12 protein-coding genes are annotated in these 16,935 nt (G+C 68.2%); 5 read left to right on the top strand and 7 right to left on the bottom strand.

Annotated elements, in window-relative coordinates; genetic code table 11:
• Window positions 1–139: 139 nt before the first annotated feature.
• From HUW62_RS12820 to HUW62_RS12805, 4 genes are all read right to left on the bottom strand, one after another.
• Window positions 140–1,492: a hypothetical protein gene (locus tag HUW62_RS12820; RefSeq protein WP_176434598.1), complete on the bottom strand. Its 1,353-nt coding sequence runs from the start codon at window positions 1,490–1,492 to the stop codon at window positions 140–142.
• A gap of 120 nt (window positions 1,493–1,612) precedes the next feature.
• Window positions 1,613–2,908 (bottom strand): protein kinase, encoded by a 1,296-nt coding sequence (locus tag HUW62_RS12815; RefSeq protein ID WP_176434597.1) that lies wholly within the window; start codon window positions 2,906–2,908, stop codon window positions 1,613–1,615.
• Window positions 2,909–3,085: 177 nt separating this feature from the next.
• Window positions 3,086–4,918 (bottom strand): serine/threonine-protein kinase, encoded by a 1,833-nt coding sequence (locus tag HUW62_RS12810; protein WP_176434596.1) that lies wholly within the window; start codon window positions 4,916–4,918, stop codon window positions 3,086–3,088.
• A gap of 11 nt (window positions 4,919–4,929) precedes the next feature.
• Window positions 4,930–5,844: a DUF2381 family protein gene (locus HUW62_RS12805; RefSeq protein WP_176434595.1), complete on the bottom strand. Its 915-nt coding sequence runs from the start codon at window positions 5,842–5,844 to the stop codon at window positions 4,930–4,932.
• A 519-nt stretch (window positions 5,845–6,363) separates the two neighbouring features.
• On the opposite strand from HUW62_RS12805, the gene HUW62_RS12800 reads away from it, so the two are divergent.
• The 4 genes from HUW62_RS12800 (at window position 6,364) to HUW62_RS12785 (ending at window position 11,479) form a co-directional block, all read left to right on the top strand.
• On the top strand, window positions 6,364–6,600 hold the full coding sequence (locus HUW62_RS12800; protein WP_176434594.1) for a hypothetical protein: 237 nt from the start codon (window positions 6,364–6,366) through the stop codon (window positions 6,598–6,600).
• A gap of 636 nt (window positions 6,601–7,236) precedes the next feature.
• Window positions 7,237–9,981: a bifunctional DNA primase/polymerase gene (locus HUW62_RS12795; protein WP_176434593.1), complete on the top strand. Its 2,745-nt coding sequence runs from the start codon at window positions 7,237–7,239 to the stop codon at window positions 9,979–9,981.
• On the top strand, window positions 9,978–10,226 hold the full coding sequence (locus HUW62_RS12790; RefSeq protein ID WP_176434592.1) for a helix-turn-helix domain-containing protein: 249 nt from the start codon (window positions 9,978–9,980) through the stop codon (window positions 10,224–10,226). The genes HUW62_RS12795 and HUW62_RS12790 overlap by 4 nt, the downstream gene beginning before the upstream one ends.
• On the top strand, window positions 10,223–11,479 hold the full coding sequence (locus HUW62_RS12785; RefSeq protein WP_176434591.1) for a site-specific integrase: 1,257 nt from the start codon (window positions 10,223–10,225) through the stop codon (window positions 11,477–11,479). The genes HUW62_RS12790 and HUW62_RS12785 overlap by 4 nt, the downstream gene beginning before the upstream one ends.
• 17 nt (window positions 11,480–11,496) lie before the next feature.
• Here HUW62_RS12785 and HUW62_RS12780 read toward each other — a convergent pair whose 3' ends face one another.
• A complete protein-coding gene (locus HUW62_RS12780; RefSeq protein WP_163866013.1) occupies window positions 11,497–12,243 on the bottom strand; it encodes an SIMPL domain-containing protein in 747 nt (248 codons plus the stop codon).
• A gap of 145 nt (window positions 12,244–12,388) precedes the next feature.
• Entirely contained in the window at window positions 12,389–13,027 is a 639-nt protein-coding gene (locus tag HUW62_RS12775) for a hemerythrin domain-containing protein (protein WP_163866012.1), read from the bottom strand.
• Between the two features lie 436 nt (window positions 13,028–13,463).
• Between HUW62_RS12775 and HUW62_RS12770 the strand changes: the two genes are divergently transcribed.
• Complete coding sequence (locus HUW62_RS12770; RefSeq protein ID WP_240356394.1) at window positions 13,464–14,447, top strand: PDR/VanB family oxidoreductase; 984 nt, start codon at window positions 13,464–13,466, stop codon at window positions 14,445–14,447.
• Here HUW62_RS12770 and HUW62_RS12765 read toward each other — a convergent pair.
• Window positions 14,398–16,935: ATP-binding protein (locus tag HUW62_RS12765; protein ID WP_176434590.1), on the bottom strand; the 2,538-nt coding region annotated here is incomplete at its 5' end. The two genes, HUW62_RS12770 and HUW62_RS12765, sit on opposite strands and share 50 nt — an antisense overlap.

Below are 16,935 nucleotides of genomic sequence, written 5' to 3'. Positions count from 1 at the left end.
AGGACGTTCGTCCCACAACACGTCCCCCCGCGCAGGAGAGGTCCCCCCACGAGGCGTGTAGTTCAGCGTTCCGCCACGCCCGGGAGCATGCGGCACCGACGCGCATCCCGCGACAAGCACCACGACCAGGAGCATGGCATCAGCGCGCATTGTCCACCCCCAGACCCAGTGAGGCGAAGGCCCCCGGCCGCAAAGTCCCGTCCGCCGTGGCGAACAACAGCGTGCCGCCTGTCCCCATCGCGTAGAGCTTCCCTTCCAGGAACCTCCAGCGGACTTCCGCCGCTCCCAGGTAGCGTGCCCCGGGCTTCCCAGCGCCAACGGCGAGCCCCTTCACCGCGACTTCCAAGGCGCGCTCGAAGAGCTGCACCGCCACGCGACCGTCCACGTCGACGCGCCCCCACGAGAAGGCTTCCGCGCCCACCGAGAGGCTCAGGTGCTTGTAGGGCCCTCCGTAGCTGACTGCATCCCACTCCACGAGGGCCTCCGCGAATGCGGAGTAGCCGTCCGGGAAGTGAGCATCCGCGAGCGGCTCGCCGTCGGGGCCCGCCGCCTGGAAGCGCGCCAGCTCGTAGTCCGCGCCGAAGTAGCCTTGTCGGAAGCCGCCATGCTGGCGCCTCGCCTCCAGCCGAAGGCGCAGGTTGAACCTCTCGGAGAGGGAGTCCACTCCGCCCCCCATGACCGCACCCCAAGCGCCGCCATCCCCGGGACGGCCACCCCACCCGGCATTCACGTAAGCCTCCATGCCGGGCCGAGCCACCACCACCGCCATGGCGTCCAGGTGGGCCAGCGTCATCGATGGCGCCGCCCCTCCTGCTCGCCCCCAGTCATGGACGGCGGACACGGCCAGCGTGTACCGGCCCCGCTGCTCGGGCTGCCCGAAGAGGAGGTGCTCCATGTCCAGGGAGAACTCCGCTCCCAACAACCGCGCGCCGAGCACATCCGACACGAACGCTTCCGTGTAGAGCGGGCCCAACGTGCCGGTGAAGATGCCCCCGGCCGGGTGGTAGTCGGGATTCGTGCGGTTGGAGTAGCGGCGGACGAGATGGCCGGAGAGGAGCCGGTGTTCCTCCAGCGGGCCGAACCAGATTCCGAGCGGCGCGTTGTCCGAACCCAACAGGAGCCCTCGAACGAGTTGCCCCCAGTCCGAGAGCGTGTCCCAGTCCTCGCGACGCACGAGGGGCGCGCCATCCTCCTCACCCCAAAGACGGAAGCGCACGGGCGCCCCCAGGTTGACGCCGAACTCAGGCCCCCCGTCGAGGATGAAGGTGGGCTCCACCTGCACGAAGCCCTCGCCTTCCCCCACGCCAGCACGAGGCAGCAGCGCCAGCGTCGTGGCCTCCAGCCGCATCAGGTGGTGCCACTTGCGCGAGGGCGGTGCCAGTGGGGAGGAGGGTGCTTCTTCCTCGGGAACGGAAGGCTCCGAGGACCATCCCGCCGTGGGTAACAGCAACGCGAACAGCAGCGCTGCCAGACAACTTCGCTTCCTGTGCATACACGCCTCCTGTGCGTGCCCCGGAGCGAGGCACGAAGAACACACGTCTCCCGGTCGGCTTGAGCGGCTCGCGCCGTGCCGGTGGTGAATCAGCGGTGGTGAGGGGGATAGGTGCCGCCGCTACGCGGTCGGCTGCTTCGACAACGTGCGACGGCGCGGACCGGCACCGGGCTCCGTTGGCACATCATCCGGGTTGCGCGAGTCAAACGACGCTCGCCGCGCGCCCCGGGGTGAGGCTGAATCCGTCGTGGGCTCGGAGCGACTCCACACCTGAGTGACAGGGGGCGTGATGCCGCCTTCGTCGCTCGGCAACTCGAAGTCCCAGAGTCCCTCGCTGGCCTCCCCGAGCGCATGCTGGGCCTCCTGCAATGCCTCCTCGCGCGTGTACCCGCCCAGCCGCGCCAACTGTGAGCGCAGGACAAGCTCCAACTCGGCCGCCGTCCCGAAGCGCTCGGCGGGGTTGCGGCGCAGCAGGGTGTGCAGGATGTCCCTGAGCGGCACCGAGAGCCCTTGCGCCGCGTGCTCTACGTCCTCGGAGCCGTAGGCCATGGCGCACCAGATGGCATCCTCCGCGAACGAGGGCAGCTCCGTCACCATGGACGCCACCGAGGCCGCGAGCGCCTGCTGTCGCGCCTCTTTCGACAACCGCGCCTCCACCTCTTCGATGCGGACGTGGCCAGGGTCGTAGAGATGGCGCCCCGTGGCGAACTCCAGCAGCGTCAGCCCCAGGGAGAACAGGTCCGCTCGCGCGTCCACTACCTCGCCCAGCAACACCTCGGGAGCCGAGTAGAGGACTTCACCTTGGGGGCGTGGCAGGGAGGTGGCCAATCGCCCCGAGAGGCGAGAGAGCGCCACGCCAAAGTCCGTCAGTCGCACTTCGCCGTGTGGCCCCAGGCGGATGCGCGCAGGGTTCACGTCACGGTTGACGATGCCGAGCGCGAAGCCCGCGTCATCCGTGCACGCATGCGCGTAGGCCAGGGCCGCCGCCACCTCCGCGCCCACGTAGAGGATGAACGCCTCGGAGAAGTAGCGGCCGCGCGCCTGGGCAACGGCTAGCAGCGTGTTGAGCGACAACCCCTCGACGTTCTCCATCGCCACGCAAAGGCCCATCTCCGACTCGAAGAGGCCATGGACGCGCGCGATGCTCGGGTGGCGAAGGTACTGGGCGAGCCGGACCTCTTCCTCCAGGCGAATACGGGTGCGCTGGTACTTCTCCGTCGCCTCCGCTGCCTTCGGCAGGGGCAGGCACTTGAGCACGACGCACTCACCGAGACCCCTGGGCGTGCGGGTCTGCGCGAGGAGGATCCGCTCACCGACGCGGCCCTCTCCCAAGTCCCTGAAGAACTCGAAAGAGGTGTCGCCGTTCGTGAATAGGACAACGCTCCCGGCAGGCCGAGAGTCAGACGGATTGGACATGGGCAGGAAGCTCCGAGTGCCCGCGCAACAGGGTTCGCGCAAAGGCAGACTCAAGGTACTGCCAGCCCTGCCAAACCTGAACGACGTGACAGGTCTAAAAAGGTCGAATTACTATTCACCCTGAGTGAACAAAGAAGGGTCCATTTTGCAAACGTCCTTTACGCTCCCCGAGGGAAACTAGGGCCAACGCTCGACCGCGTAGGCAGGAGCGGTCTTGTTGGTCTCCGCAACCCCCGGCTTGGAATTAGGCCCTTTCTCGATGTACCCCTCATCCCCGAGGACAACGCACACCGGAACGGTCCGACCATCAGGAAGCCGCGCCTCCGTGTAGCGCCCGACGACAACCTCTCCGCTTGTCCACAGGTAGCCCGAGAGCAGCGTCCCTTCTGGGAGACCCGACACCCTACTGATGCGCACCACTCCCGTCACAGGCCCATCGGAATAGAATCCCCCTTGGCCCATGGCCCCGGGTTGGCGGATGTCCAGGGTGAGCATCACTGATTGCCCCGGGCGCAAACGGAGTCCGTGCTTGTTCGTCTTATTGAACATGGCATCGCGCGCTTCAGAAGGGCAGTCGCCGGGCTCGGGTCGGACCTGGGCACCGGGGCAGCCAAGGGAGAGCGCAGCAGCAGCAGTCGCACTCGCGCACGTCTTGAGGAACCCGGTCCACGGCGATGGGGGCCAGCTCGGACGAGAGGCCAGAGACTTCGGCTTCCTGGCGGTGGACTCGGCGGCGGGGGGCATCGAAACGGGGGCGCGCTTCACGGGAGGGCTTTCTTTCTCGACAGGTGCAGAAGGGGGCAACGCTACCCCAGGGGACGACGCCATGGGGGTGGGGGGCACGGCAGGAGGAAGGAAGGCGGCAGGGCCAGCATCCCCCGCCGTAGTGGCCGTAACGGGCGCGCTGGGCCTCTCCGCGTTCGGAGTGGGGCGCAAGGCCATGTAGCCCGCCAGCGAGGCCACCGAGAGCGCCAGGACGGCCACAGCCCCCGCCACGCGTCGCCTTGGGGGCTGCTTCGGTATCGGGGCCGGTGCCTCTTCCTGGGGAACGTCGTTGTGGGGGGCCTCGGAGGCAAGCGGAAGGGGTGGCCTGGGGACGTGAATCGGCACGGTCCACGCCTCGCCCTCTTCCGACAACAACGCCTCCAACTCGCGCCGCATGACTTCGGCGGTGGGTGCGCGATTCTCGGGCTGTCGGTCAATGAAGTGCATCGCAGCCGCGCTCAGGGAGTCGGGCACTCGCGGATTCAACGCATGCGGCGCGGGGGGAGGCCACTGGGCGCCCACCAGGGTGCGCGGCGCCTCGCTCTCGGGCTGGGGATTCGTCAGCAAGTCATAGAGGCAGACGCCCAGCGCGTACACGTCGTCGGTCGCCTTGAATTCGTAGCGCGCGTCGTGCTCGTGCCCATGCTCGCGGAGGAAGCGCGCCGCTTCGGGGGAGCGGTAGCGCCGGGTGCCGGGTGGCAAGGGCGTGTCCGTCAGCTCCGGAGCAAGCGTGTAGTCCCCTACGCTGAAGTCCAGGACGAAGGGTTCCCCATCCGAGGCGCGCACGAGGATGTTCCCCAGCTTCAAGTCGCGGTGGAAGACACCCCGCGAATGCAGATGGGCCAGCGCCCCCGCGAGCTTGCCGAATACCCGGGATACTTCATGCGCAGTGGGGTGCGTCTTCTCCACCCACTCCCCCAGCGTGTAGCCCTCCACGTAATCCAGGACGACATAGAGCCATCCCTGGGTTGGGTGCTGCCAACGTCCGTGGGCGTGGACCTGCACAACGTTGGGGTGTCCGCTCACCTGGGACAGACAGACCATCTCCCGCAACAGCCGCGCGTCGGTCTGCTCAGCGCCCCCGCTGCTGGCGCGGTGCATGGCCAGCTTCATCGCGAAGCGATGGCCTTCCTTCTCCACGAGATAGACGGCACCGAAGCTGCCCGCGCCCAGCGGCTTCATGACGCGCCAGCCGTCGACCGTCTGCCCGGGTTGCAGGTGCGCCGGGCTCAGCCCTATCAACATGGAAAGCGGTTCTAGAACGCGAAGCGCGGGATGAGAAGACGTCGCCCTCCGTCCTTGTCACGCAGCTCCAACCGGAGGAGTGCGCGTTCGGGCCAGTTGGGCGCCCCGGTCTCCACCACCACGAGGGCCGCGCCGCCCGGTTCAATCCGGGGCTCTCGCATGCGAACCGCCAGCACGTTGATGCGCTCGCCGCTCGCGACCATGGAGAGCCGCGCCTCCACAGGCGTCCAGGGTTGAGGGCCTGTGTTGCGAACTCGGAGGGCAACGGCTCCCCACCCACCCGCACGGTACGTCACGGCTTCTTCAGGTTCGAGGCCATCAGCGGCGCCAAGAACGGGACTCCTGCGAGCCCGAAAGCCCTCATCGCCTAATAGGCCGGAAAGAATCATTCCGGCTGGGCCGCTCGCCACGGTGCGGGCACGAAGCGCTTCCAACTCGGCATCCTTGGCCCCACACGTGGCGCGCACTTCGTCCAGCTCGGCCTGAATCGCTTCTGCGGTACGAGGCATGCGCGACACCATCACCTGCGCGTCCATCTCAGCAGGGTGAGTAACGAGCGAGAACATGACACGGGACGGCGCCGCGCTATCCGCGAATGGGACGATCAGCTCCACGCCACGCCCAGGCCCCAGGTCCATCGCGGGCTTGAGCACGATGCTTCGTGCGTTGACCTCGAACAGCGCGAGTCGGCTCCCTGAGTCCCCGAGTGACACAGCGGCACGGTCTATCGGGGAATCGAACTCCAACGCGGTGAGGTAGTCCGGGGCAACGTGCAGCTCCACGGGCTTGTCGGCGGTGGCCACCGTGAGCGACACCCGCCGCCGCTTCATCTCCCGCCCGCGTAGGGCATCCTGAGCCTGCGCCGTGGCCGTCCACCCCATCAGGAGCACGAGGGGCAGGGCAAGCCGGGCAAGGGACCAGAACACGCGCGGAGGACTTCCAAAAGGCATGGCGGAACCGTACCAGGAAGCCCACGACCTCCAGTCGTTCTCCGATTCTCCAAACGCTGGGGGGGCGGTTTTCTATGCCTCGCGCCCATCAAAACTCCCCGCCACCCGGAGCGCGCGGTCCCCAGGCGACATGTGTTCAGGAACTGCTGAAAGCACCCCGCCACGCTGAACACATCGCCGCTCGGGGGCTCACGATTTTCCAGGAAGTTTTCTCAGCGTGCACCACCGCCAAGCAAGGCGTGAAGGGACCTCGCTCCGGAAATCCGAACCGGGGGGCCTGCCCTGAACCACTCCCGGAATCCGCACCCATTTACCAAGGGCAAGCCACGGTCAGACGTGGCCATGAAAAGGCCCAGGGAATTCGTCGCGTGAGCCATTCGCGGAAACCGCACGCATTTACCGAGGGACAGCACACCGTCAAACGCGGCCGAAGAAGTCTCAGCGGGGCCAGTCGCGGAAAGCGTCCCCATAAAGAGAGTTGAAGGAGAACAACGCATGCTTGAACAGGTTGAGCAGTACCGACCCCACGTCATCGCCGCACTCACCGACGCAGGGCCCCAAGGGCGCACAGTGAAGGAGCTGTGCGGCACGCTCGGAGCGGGAGAGCAGGCCATCCGCCGTTGCCTCGCGGCCCTCGTGCTGACTGGCGTGGTGCGCGAGTCCGCACGGTACACGCCCGGTGCTCGCGGTGCGGTGCCCCGTGCCTACAGCATCAACGTGAGGGACGCATGAGCGCGCGATGCCCCAACCCCCACCGAGGCCATGACGCGGTGAGTGACGAACAGTGGGCCCTGCTCGCGCTTCTCTCTCTTCTTCATGAGGAGAAGAGGACTCCGTCACTCAGTCATCACCCGAGTGAAGAAGGCCACGACGGAGCAGTAACGGAGCCCGCCAGCGCCCGAGCGTCCCAGGCTCCGCGAGGTGCCGCCGCCCCCAAGCACCACCGCGCCGTGGACCTGGGCCTGTCCTGCCCCGCCTGCCCCGCTTCTACAACACACCGGGGCACAAAGCGGGGCGCCCCTTGAGACCAAAAGCAGCCATGAAATCAGCAGGTTGGAAGGCCCCTGTGCCTCCCTGCCCCGCCTGCCCCGCTTGTTTTAGAGAAGAGAGAGAGAAAGCGAGGAACATACCCCCCATAGGGCAATTGCAGACATCTAACCCCTCTCATCCCCTCTCTACATATCAGCGTGTGTTCCGGTGAAGAAGAGGGGCAGCGGGGCAGGTCGCCAGATTCCTGAGTGATTCTCGCAAGTTAAGCCTGCCCCGCTTTCTGCCCCGCCACCGAATCCGCCCCGGTCCACCCCATCGAAGCCCACCCGGCAGCCCTCCGGCTCGCCGCGATTCCCCTCTCTTGCCTTTGGATGTCCCTTGATAGCCGCCGACTCGAACTCGACTCACACCCTGGAGGCCGCGCTGGAGTACGCCGGGCGTGGCTGGCACGTCTTCCCCTGCTTCGAGCCCACTCCCGTGCCCTCTGGGGCTCTCATCTGCACGTGCCCTGGGGGAGCGTCCTGCACTCGGGCAGGGAAGCACCCACGCACGTCCAACGGGGTGAAGGACGCCACGACGGACCCGGCCCAGATTCGCGCATGGTGGCAGCGCTGGCCCCACGCGAACGTCGCCATCGCAACCGGGGCCCTCTCCGGCATCGACGTGGTGGACATCGACGCGAAGGCCGGTGGTGTGGAGGCGATGGAGAAGAAGGAGGAGGAACGCGGCGCGCTGCCCCGTACCATCGTGGCCCAAACCAGTGGCGAGGGTTACCACGTCTACTTCCGCCACTCGGGACTGGTGTCGAAGGCGGCCAGCATCACCCCTGGAATCGACACGCGGGGAAATGGCGCCTACGTCATCGCGCCCCCGAGCCTTCATCGCACCGGGGAGCGGTATGCCTGGGTGGAGGGCTCGACCCCGGCCCAGGCTTCTCCAGCGGACGCCCCCGCCTGGATTCGTGACGCGGCCCAAGCCAAGCGCACCCGCTCCAAGCCCGTTGATGGAACGAAGGCGGAGAGTGCCTGGCAGGCGCCCACGCGCGACGGGCTCACCGTGGCGCAGCTCTGGAAGCGTTGGCTGCACACGAGCGACCCGAAGCACGCGGCGGCGGTGGAGCGCATGAAGGAGGGGCAGCCCCTGTTCCCGTCCGGGGAGCATCACGAAAACATCTGGGCCCTCCTCTCTTACCTGCGCTTCAAGGCCCCGGAGGCATCGGACGAAACCGTGTTGCGCCTGCTCGCCCCGTCCGTCGTGGCGATGGCCTGCACGGACCACGACGCCGCGCACGTCGCGGAGTGCCTCCGTCGAGTCAATGAACAGTACGGCGAGGCCCAGGCCCAATGGGAGAAGGACGCCGCCTTGTTCAGGAGCTTGGGCCACTCGCGCCCGTCAACCGAGGCCACGCCCACGCTTGACGTTGACGCATGGATGACGGCTCCGGGCTACGACACCAGCGATGGCCAGTCGCTCGGCATCTTCAAGTACACCGACAAGGACAAGCTCTCCACTGTCGTCGCCGCGCCCATCAACATCACGGAGACCGGCGAGGATGAACACGGCACCTGCTACGTGACGGTGCGGTGGATGTACGGGGACCGTGTCCGTACTGAGACGATGCAGCGCGCCAAGGTGTCAGGGAGCGAAATCCTGGAGCTGTCGGGCCGGGGGGCGCCGCTCACCAGCAGCAACAGCAAGAAGGTCCAGGACTTCCTCCAGGCGCAGGAGCAGCACAACCACGCGCGCCTACCCCGGGTGCGCATCTTCACCCAAAGCGGCTGGTCCCAGGACATGCGGAGCTTCGTCGTGGGGCGGCAGGTCATTGGCGAGCCCGGTCGCGTCATCATGCCGGGTGAAGCCGCATTCTTCGATGCGCTCGTGTCGCGCGGCTCGGAGGATGAACACCTGCGACTGACGCTCGCCGTCCGCGACCGAAGCCCCCTCGCGGAGATGGCCTGGGCGGCGGGCTTCGCTGCGCCTCTGTTGCGACTGCTGGAGCTGCGCAGCATGTGCCTGTCCATCTGGGGAGCGTCCGGGACGGGGAAATCCGCGGTGCAGGCCACCACCACGTCACTTTGGGGGCGCCCCTCGGGTCTCAAGGTCAGTGGGGATGTCTCGTCCGCCGCGTTGCAGGGCGAGCTGGCCCGACACCGCGACCTGCCCACCTGGATTGATGACACCCAAGTCACGCGCGAGGGGATGACGAACCTGATGGCCTACATCGTGGGAACGGAGACGAGCGGCGCGCGAGCCACTCAGACCGGAGAGCTGCGCGCGCGGAAGACGTGGCGCTCACTGGCCTTCATCTCCGGAGAGAAGCCGCTGTTGCAGATTGGCGGCGCGGCGGGCGCGAAGAACCGGACGTTGGAGGTGTGCGCGCAACCGCTGGGGGACGCGGCCCTGGCCACGCAGACGCACCAAGGATTGGAGAGACACCACGGCCACGTGGGGCCCGCCTTCATCCGCGCCCTCATGGAGCACTACACGGCCTCAGGAAGGCTCGATGACCTGCGCGAGCTGCACCGACAGGTTGCCGCTCGCATGGTGACCGAGACGACGGAACAAGCCCGCTACGCCGCCCTCCTGGTGCTGGCCGACAGGCTCGCGCGCGTCCACATCTGCGGCGAGGACGATGCACGCGCCCAGGTTGCGGCGCTCGACGCGGGCCAAGCCTTCTGCGCGGCGGTGTTGAAGGAGTCCCGCGAGACGAAGACGACCGCCGACGCGGCTTACGACTTCATCATGAATTTCGTTGCGTCCAACTGGATGGGCTTCGATAGCTCGAACACCATCCATCGCCCTGGACTGGTGGTGGACGAGAAGGACGCCAGTGGAAGGCGCTTCGTGGCCATCTTCCAGACGGCGATGAACGACATCGCGCGCGAGGGGCGCTTCGACATCCGGCAAGTGATGACGGAGCTTGCGGCCAAGGACCTCGTGGCCAAGGAGGACGGGCATCTCACGCGCAAGGTGTCCGTCGACGGCAAGCGCGTGCGGGCCTATTGGTTGGTCCTGGATGAAGAGAAGGTTGGGGCGGAGAACTCGCAGGGAACGCCCAATGCTCGCCCCTCCACGGCGCGGCCGGAAGCACATCACGCGCGCACGGGAGGCATGTACCGATGAGCCACAGCACTTGTCGCAAGGCCCCTGTGCTCGCGGCGGCGGCCCTCCCTGAGGGGCCCGAGTTCCTAACAGTGAAAGAAGCCGCCAAGCTCCTGCGCGTGAACCGGAAGACGCTCTATGAGGCCATCCGGCTCGGGCAGGTGCCCGGCATCGTCCGCCTCGGAAGAGTCCTCCGCATCCGCCGAAGTGCCCTGGTAGAGTGGCAGCCGGGTAACAGCGGTCCTGCGCTCGGAGAAAACCGATGAGCGTCAGACTGCGGAAGTGGAAGACGAAGGAGAGCAAGGTGCAGGAGGCGTGGTGGGTGGACGTGAAGTACCAGCACCCCGACGGGCGTGTGGAGCGCATCCGCAAGGCGTCTCCGCTCAACACCCGACGCGGCGCCGAAGAGTACGAGCGTCAGGTCCGCCACGCGCTGCTGACTGGAACCTTCGGAAAGGAGAAGGCCCAGGAGAAGCGCATCCGCACGATGGCGGATTTCATCCCGCGCTTCCTCACGTACAGCGAGAACAACAACAAGGGCTCCACCATCGAGAGCAAGCGCAACATCCTGAACCGTCACGTCCTCCCTTTCTTCGGGCACATGATCCTGGAGTCCATCGGTCTTGAGCAGATCGAGAACTTCAAGGCGGCCATGCGCAAGAAGCGCTCGGGTGCACGTGCACGAAAGGAGGCTCCCTCACCTGCGGCCCTCCGCATGCGCAAGGGCTCGGGCCCGCCTCCCATGAGCCTCCGGTACATCAACAACGCGTTGAGCGTGCTCCGCAAGGTGTTCGCGCTGGCGCAGGAGCAGGGCGTCATCGCCCACATCCCGCGCGTGAAGCTCTTCAAGCTGGGGAAGACCGCTTACGACTTCCTCACCTTCGAGGAGGCCGAGCGGCTGGTCTTCCTGGCCGAGCCCGAGTGGAGAACGATTCTCCTCGTTGCCCTCAAGACAGGGCTTCGACAGGGAGAGCTGATGGGGCTCCAATGGAGCGACCTGGACTTGCACCGTGGCAAGCTCCAAGTCCGTCGGAGTCTCTGGAAGGGGATTGAAGGACTGCCCAAGGGCGGACGCGAGCGGACGGTGGACATCCCACTGTCGGCCCTCGATGCGCTCAAGAGCCACCGTCACCTGCGCGGGCCCTACGTGTTCTGCCAGGAGGACGGACAGCCCCTCACCTCGGGATTGATGCGGCGCCCTCTGGAGCGCTGCTTGCGGCTGGCGAACATCCAGCGCGAGCAGGGACGCATCGGCTGGCATGACCTGCGCCACACCTACGGCAGTCACCTCACCATGCGCGGAGTCCCCTTGAAGGTCATCCAGGAGTTGATGGGCCACGCCACCATCGAAATGACGATGCGGTACGCCCACCTCTCCCCGGAGACCCGCGAGAACGCGGTCCAACAGCTCGACCGTCCCAGCCCCTTGAGACAGGCCGCTTCGGGTCACATCACCGAAGGGGCACACTGGGGGCACATGCCTGAATCACCGACATGGAGCACCCCAGCAAGCCCTTGATATCGCTGGGCGACTGACTACCGCAGGGGCTCGATGACGTAGATGAGCGTCACCTTGGCCTGCACGGTCTGCTCCTCCGGCTGGATGGGCGTGGCCACGCGGGCATCCGCGGCCTCCGCCATCGCGAAGCGCGCCGGGTACATCTGCGGCGACTCCGTCACCGTGCTCGCATCCACCACCGCGCCCAGCTTCACGTTCAGCGCCGCCGCCAGGACTTCGGCCGACTTGCGCGCGCGCGCCACCGCCTGCCGCAGCGCCTCACCCTGGACCGCGTCCTGCTTCGCCAGCCCGAAGCGCACCTGGTCCACCCGGTTCGCCCCCGCCGCCAGCGCCTGGTCCAGCAGGCTGCCCACGCGCGACAGCTCCGTGAGGTGCACGCCCACCAGGTTGCTCACCCGGTAACCCTTGAGCTTCGGCTCCGTCTCGTTCGGCGCCGGAGGCCCGTAGTCCGGGTACACCGAGTAGTTGCGCGTCTGGATGTCCTTGCGCGCGATTCCCGCCGACGTCAGCGCCGCAATCACCTTCTCCATCTTCTTCGCGTTCTGCTCGCCCGCCGTCTTCGCGTTCGGCGCCAGCGTCTCGACAGCCAGGTCGATGAAGGCCTCATCCGGCTGCGCCTTCACCTCACCCGTGCCCTCCACGCGCAGGGTCCGCACCGCGGGGTCCAACGGCGGGCGCGGCGCGGCGGGCTGCGCGGAGGCACCCAGTGCGGTGAACAGCATGGCGGTGAGCAACAGGGAACGAACGGACTTTGCGTGAAGCATTGCGCCTCCTCGGGCGGGATTCCGGTACGGCGGGTGTCGTGATGCCGCGGCCATGCTCCTCAGGACGAACCCCCACCGCCGACATTCATGTCCCCTCGGCACGAGAGGGCGGAGGTCCGCCCCGCCCTCTCCAAGGGAGCCGACGTCACGGACTCGCGGAGTCCCCTGCCTCGTACTCGGGGGCCGGTGGCTGCTTCGCGCCCCGCCCGGTGACTTCCCGCACCTTCGTCGTCGCCCTGCGCCTCGCGGCCCTCAGCGCGTCACGGCCGATGTCCATCACCGCCGACACCGCGCCCGCCACCAGGTTGCCCGGCGGCGTGTCCGGAGCCAGCGGGTGCGGCCGGGTGGGCGCCGCCTGCTTGGCGCTCTCCAACAAGGCCCCCAGCTCCCTCAGCTCCTGCGGCTTGAAGGCCTTCTTCACCGCCGGGAAGAGCGTGGTCTCCTCCTCGAGCACGTGCGCTCGCACGTTCTCCATCAACACGTACACCTTGGCGTCGAAGCGCTCGGCTTCCGCGGGCAGCTCGTCCAGCTCCGACAGCACCCACTTCACCACGTGGTGCTCCTCCAGCGAGCGCAGCACCTCCTCCTTCATCGGCTCCGAGCGCGTGCGCACCGCCGGATAGAACACCTGCTCCTCGATGGCGGCGTGCACCGACAGCTCCAGCACCATCTGCTCCACCAACTTGCGCTTCAGCTTGTGGGCATTGGCGCCCGCCTTCTCGAACCTGCGGAAGAGCTGCTCCACCGTCTTGTGGTCCGTCTTCAGCAACGCGATGGCATCCATGCTTGATTGCCTCCCTGGGGTTCTGGGGGCCGCGCATCCCCTCCATGGAGCGCAAGGCTCCTGGCGCGACATGTCCTGGATGGTGGGGATGACCACGCCACGATGCCGAAGCGACGTGGGGAAGGCCCGCTCCCCCGCGACCCCGGCAGGCGGCCAGGAGGTCCGCGCCCTGGAGAACGAGACGGGTCACGACAGGTCCCCCGCGGGGACCTGTGGGAAGTTTCTAGCCCTCTGACAGGAGAACATGTCGCCCGGAGCAGGAAGCGGCGCTCCCTGGGTGACACCGACGCGACCCTCGAGGTCCGACCACCGTCGGGGAAGCAACGCACCGACCGCCCCCTGGTTCAATCCCACGCGGAACCACCCCTGACCAATCTCGTCTCGTCGTGATGGGTGATGGGTTCATCGCGGTCGCGGGATGGGGAGAGGGGACGCAGTGAACACCTTGATGAATGATGCTCAGCGCGTGCGCGTGGCCCGGATTTCAAGCGAGGCCGAGGACGTCCTGTCGTACGAGCTGGTCGCGGAGGAAGGCGGAGCGCTGCCCCCGTTCGAACCCGGCGCCCACCTGGACGTGCGCGTCCCCGGCAAGGACTCCGTGCTGCGCTCGTACTCGCTCTGCAACGACGCGGAGGAGACGCACCGCTACGTCATCGCCGTGCAGAAGGACGCGCGAGGTCGCGGCGGCTCACGTGCCATGCACGAGCGCGTGCGGGAAGGCGACGTGCTGGTGGTGAGCCCCCCGCGCAATGACTTCCCCCTGCTGTTCGCGCGCAGCTACGTGCTGGTGGCGGGCGGCATCGGCATCACCCCGCTGCTGGCCATGGCGCGCCAGCTCCAGCGGACCGGCGCGAACTACGTCCTGTACTACTGCGTCCGCACCCCCGAGCGCGCCGCGTTCCGCGAGCTCTTGTCCGCATCTCCGTTCGCGGACCGGGTGCGCTTCCACTTCGACGGTGGAGACCCGGACAAGGGGCTGGATGTGTCGGGGCTGCTCGCCACGCGCGGGCCGGGCACGCGGCTGTACTGCTGCGGCCCCGCGGGCCTGATGAAGGCCGTGCGCGAGGCGTCCACGAAGCACCGCTGGCCCTGGGAGAAGGTCCACTTCGAGTCCTTCGGCGCCGAGGGCAATGGCGCGGCCCTGGGCAAGGAGGACTCCGACTTCGAGGTGACCATCCGCAGCACGGGGCAGGTGCTCAGCGTGCCCAAGGGGCAGTCGGTGCTCAACGTGCTGCGTCGCAATGGCGTGCGCGTGGACAGCGACTGCGAGGCCGGCTCCTGCGGCACCTGCGTCACCCGCGTCTGCGAGGGACAGCCCGAGCACCGCGACACCTTCTTCCAGCAGGAGCCCGCCGGAGACGAGCGCATGCTCATCTGCGTGTCGCGCGCTCGCTCCAAGCGGTTGGTGCTGGACTTGTAACCAGGCGCGCTCGGGCCACCTCGGCCCGGACGACCCCTCTCAGGGCCTCCGGGTCGAAGGGCTTCTCCACGCGCGGGTTCTCCACCCGCTCCAGGAAGTTGCGCGCCGTCGGCGTGAAGGCCCCGCCGGTGATGAAGACCATCCGCTCCGCCACGTCGGGCGCGGTGCGCACGAGGGCCTCGTAGAGGTCCATCCCCGTCATCTCCGGCATCATCAAGTCGCACAGCACCACGTCGTAGCGCAGGGGCTCGGGCCCGTTCAGCCGCTCCAGGGCCTGCCGCGCGCTCACCACCACGTCCACGTCGTTCTCTCGCGCCAGCGTGCGACGGATGGCCCCGCTCACCAGGGCATCGTCGTCCACCACCAGCACCCGCCCCCGCACCGGAGGCGGCGGGCTCTCCACTCGCGGGGCGTCCGTCACCACCGCGCTCGTCCCCGGCGGCACGCCCGCGTCACCCACCGGCTCGGACCTCCGGGCCACGGACTCCAACGCGGAGCTGTCCACGCGGGGGGCGCGCGCCTCGGGGCCCGGTGTCTCGGAGGAGGATGGTGGACCCGGAGCTCGCGCGGTGCTCGCGGCCGTAAGAAGAGGAAGGGCGGCGCCGGAGGGCTGCGCGCCAATGGAGGCGGCCGGACGCTCCGTCACCAACCTGCCTTCGGGCGGCGGCTCCCACCGGGTCGGCGCGCTGATGGGCGACGCGGGCCGCTCCGCCGCGGGCCTCACGTGCACCGTCGGGTAGCCCAGCGGAGAGGTGTCCCGCTCCGACATGGGCCGAGAGTCAGAGATGGTCGGAAAGCCCGAGGGCGAGGAGTCCCGCTCCGTCACGTGCCTCAGGCCCGGGGAGGAATCGGTCAGCGCGTCTCGCGCCCTCGCTCGTGCCTCCGCTGTCACCGCCGCGTCCCTCGCGCGGCGCAGCGCCACCCGGAACACGGAGCCCTTGCCCAGCTCGCTCTCCACGGAGATGGTGCCGCCCATCGCCGTCACGTACGCGTGGCACAACGACAACCCCAGCCCCGTGCCCACGCCCACCGGCTTCGTCGTGTAGAACGGGTCGAAGATGCGCCCGAGCGACTCCGGCGAAATCCCGCTCCCCGTGTCGCGCACCTCCGCCATCACCCACCCGTCCGGCCCGCCGCGCGTCACCAGACGCACCTCGTTCTCCTCCGCCCGCCCCTCCGGCAACGCCTGCGCCGCGTTGATGAGCAGGTTGAGGAACACCTGCGCCAGCCGCGCCTCGTTGCCCTCCACCCACGTCACGTCGCCGTAGTCGCGCACCACCTTCGCGCGCGGACGCAGCTCGCCCATGGCGATTTTCACCGCCGAGTCGAGCACCGCGCCCAGCTCCACCGGCCCCTGCTTCTCGTCGTCCGGCCGGGAGAAGGTCTTCAAGTCGCGGACGATGCGGCGCACCCGGTTGGCGCCATGCAACGCCTCGCGCAGCGCCTGCCCCACCTCGCGCAGTCGCGTCCCCGCGTTCCTCGCCTCGCCCAGCTCCTTCGCGAGCGCGTCCGACTCCTCGCTCGCGTGCTCCAGGTTCGACACGATGTACGCCAGCGGGTTGTTGATTTCGTGGCCCACGCCCGCGGCGAGCTGCCCCACCGCCGCCATCCTCCCCGCCTGGACGAGCTGCGCCTGCGTCTGCCTCAGCGTGCGCACGTTCGACTCCAGCTCCTCGTTCGCCCGCGCCAGCTCCCGCGTTCGCTCCTGCACGCGCGCCTCCAGCCACCGCTCGCGCGCCTTCAACTGCCCCACCCGCAGCAGGTACACGCTGACGCCCAGCATCCCCAGCCCCAGCACGAACAACACCCAGAAGTCCGTGCGCTGCCACAGGCTCGGCTCCAGCAGCACGTCCAGCGACACCGGCTCCGTCCAGCCGCCGTCCCGGCCCTCCGCCTGCACCTCGAAGCGATAGCGACCGGGCCGCAGCCCCGTGTACATCGCCCGGCGAATCTCCGCGCGCACCCAGCCGTCGTCGTGCCCCACCAGCCGGTAGCGGAACGGCAGCCGCACCGCGTCCCCCGGCGTGAAGGCCGTGAAGCGGATGTCCAGTCGCGAGCCATCCGGCCGCAACTCCACCGGGCCCGCCACCGGCACCAGCTGGCCCTGCACCCTCACTTCCTCGATGCGCACCTCGGGCGGCTGGCGGCTCGCGCGCACCCGCACCGGGTCCACGACGATGGCGCCCTGGATGGTGGTGAACCACAGCCGCCCGTCCCTGCCCCGCCACCCCGACGGCTGCGTGTTCCCGTTGCACTCCGCGGTGCGCATGCCGTCAGTCTGGTCGAACCCCATCACCGCCAGCCGCGAGCGGCGCCCGTCCGCCACCTCCTCCAATTCGCGCAGCGACACCCGGGACACGCCCTTGTTGCTGCTCATCCACAGGTGGCCGTCCCCGTCCGGGACGATGCTGAACACCGCGTCGTCGTAGAGCCCGTGCTGCGACACCGAGTAGCGCGTCCACTCGCCCTCCTTCCACCGCCCCAGCCC

Origin of the sequence: Myxococcus sp. AM011, assembly GCF_013372595.1 — a bacterium.
GTDB lineage: Bacteria > Myxococcota > Myxococcia > Myxococcales > Myxococcaceae > Myxococcus > Myxococcus eversor.
This window is presented reverse-complemented; position numbering and strand designations above follow the sequence as displayed.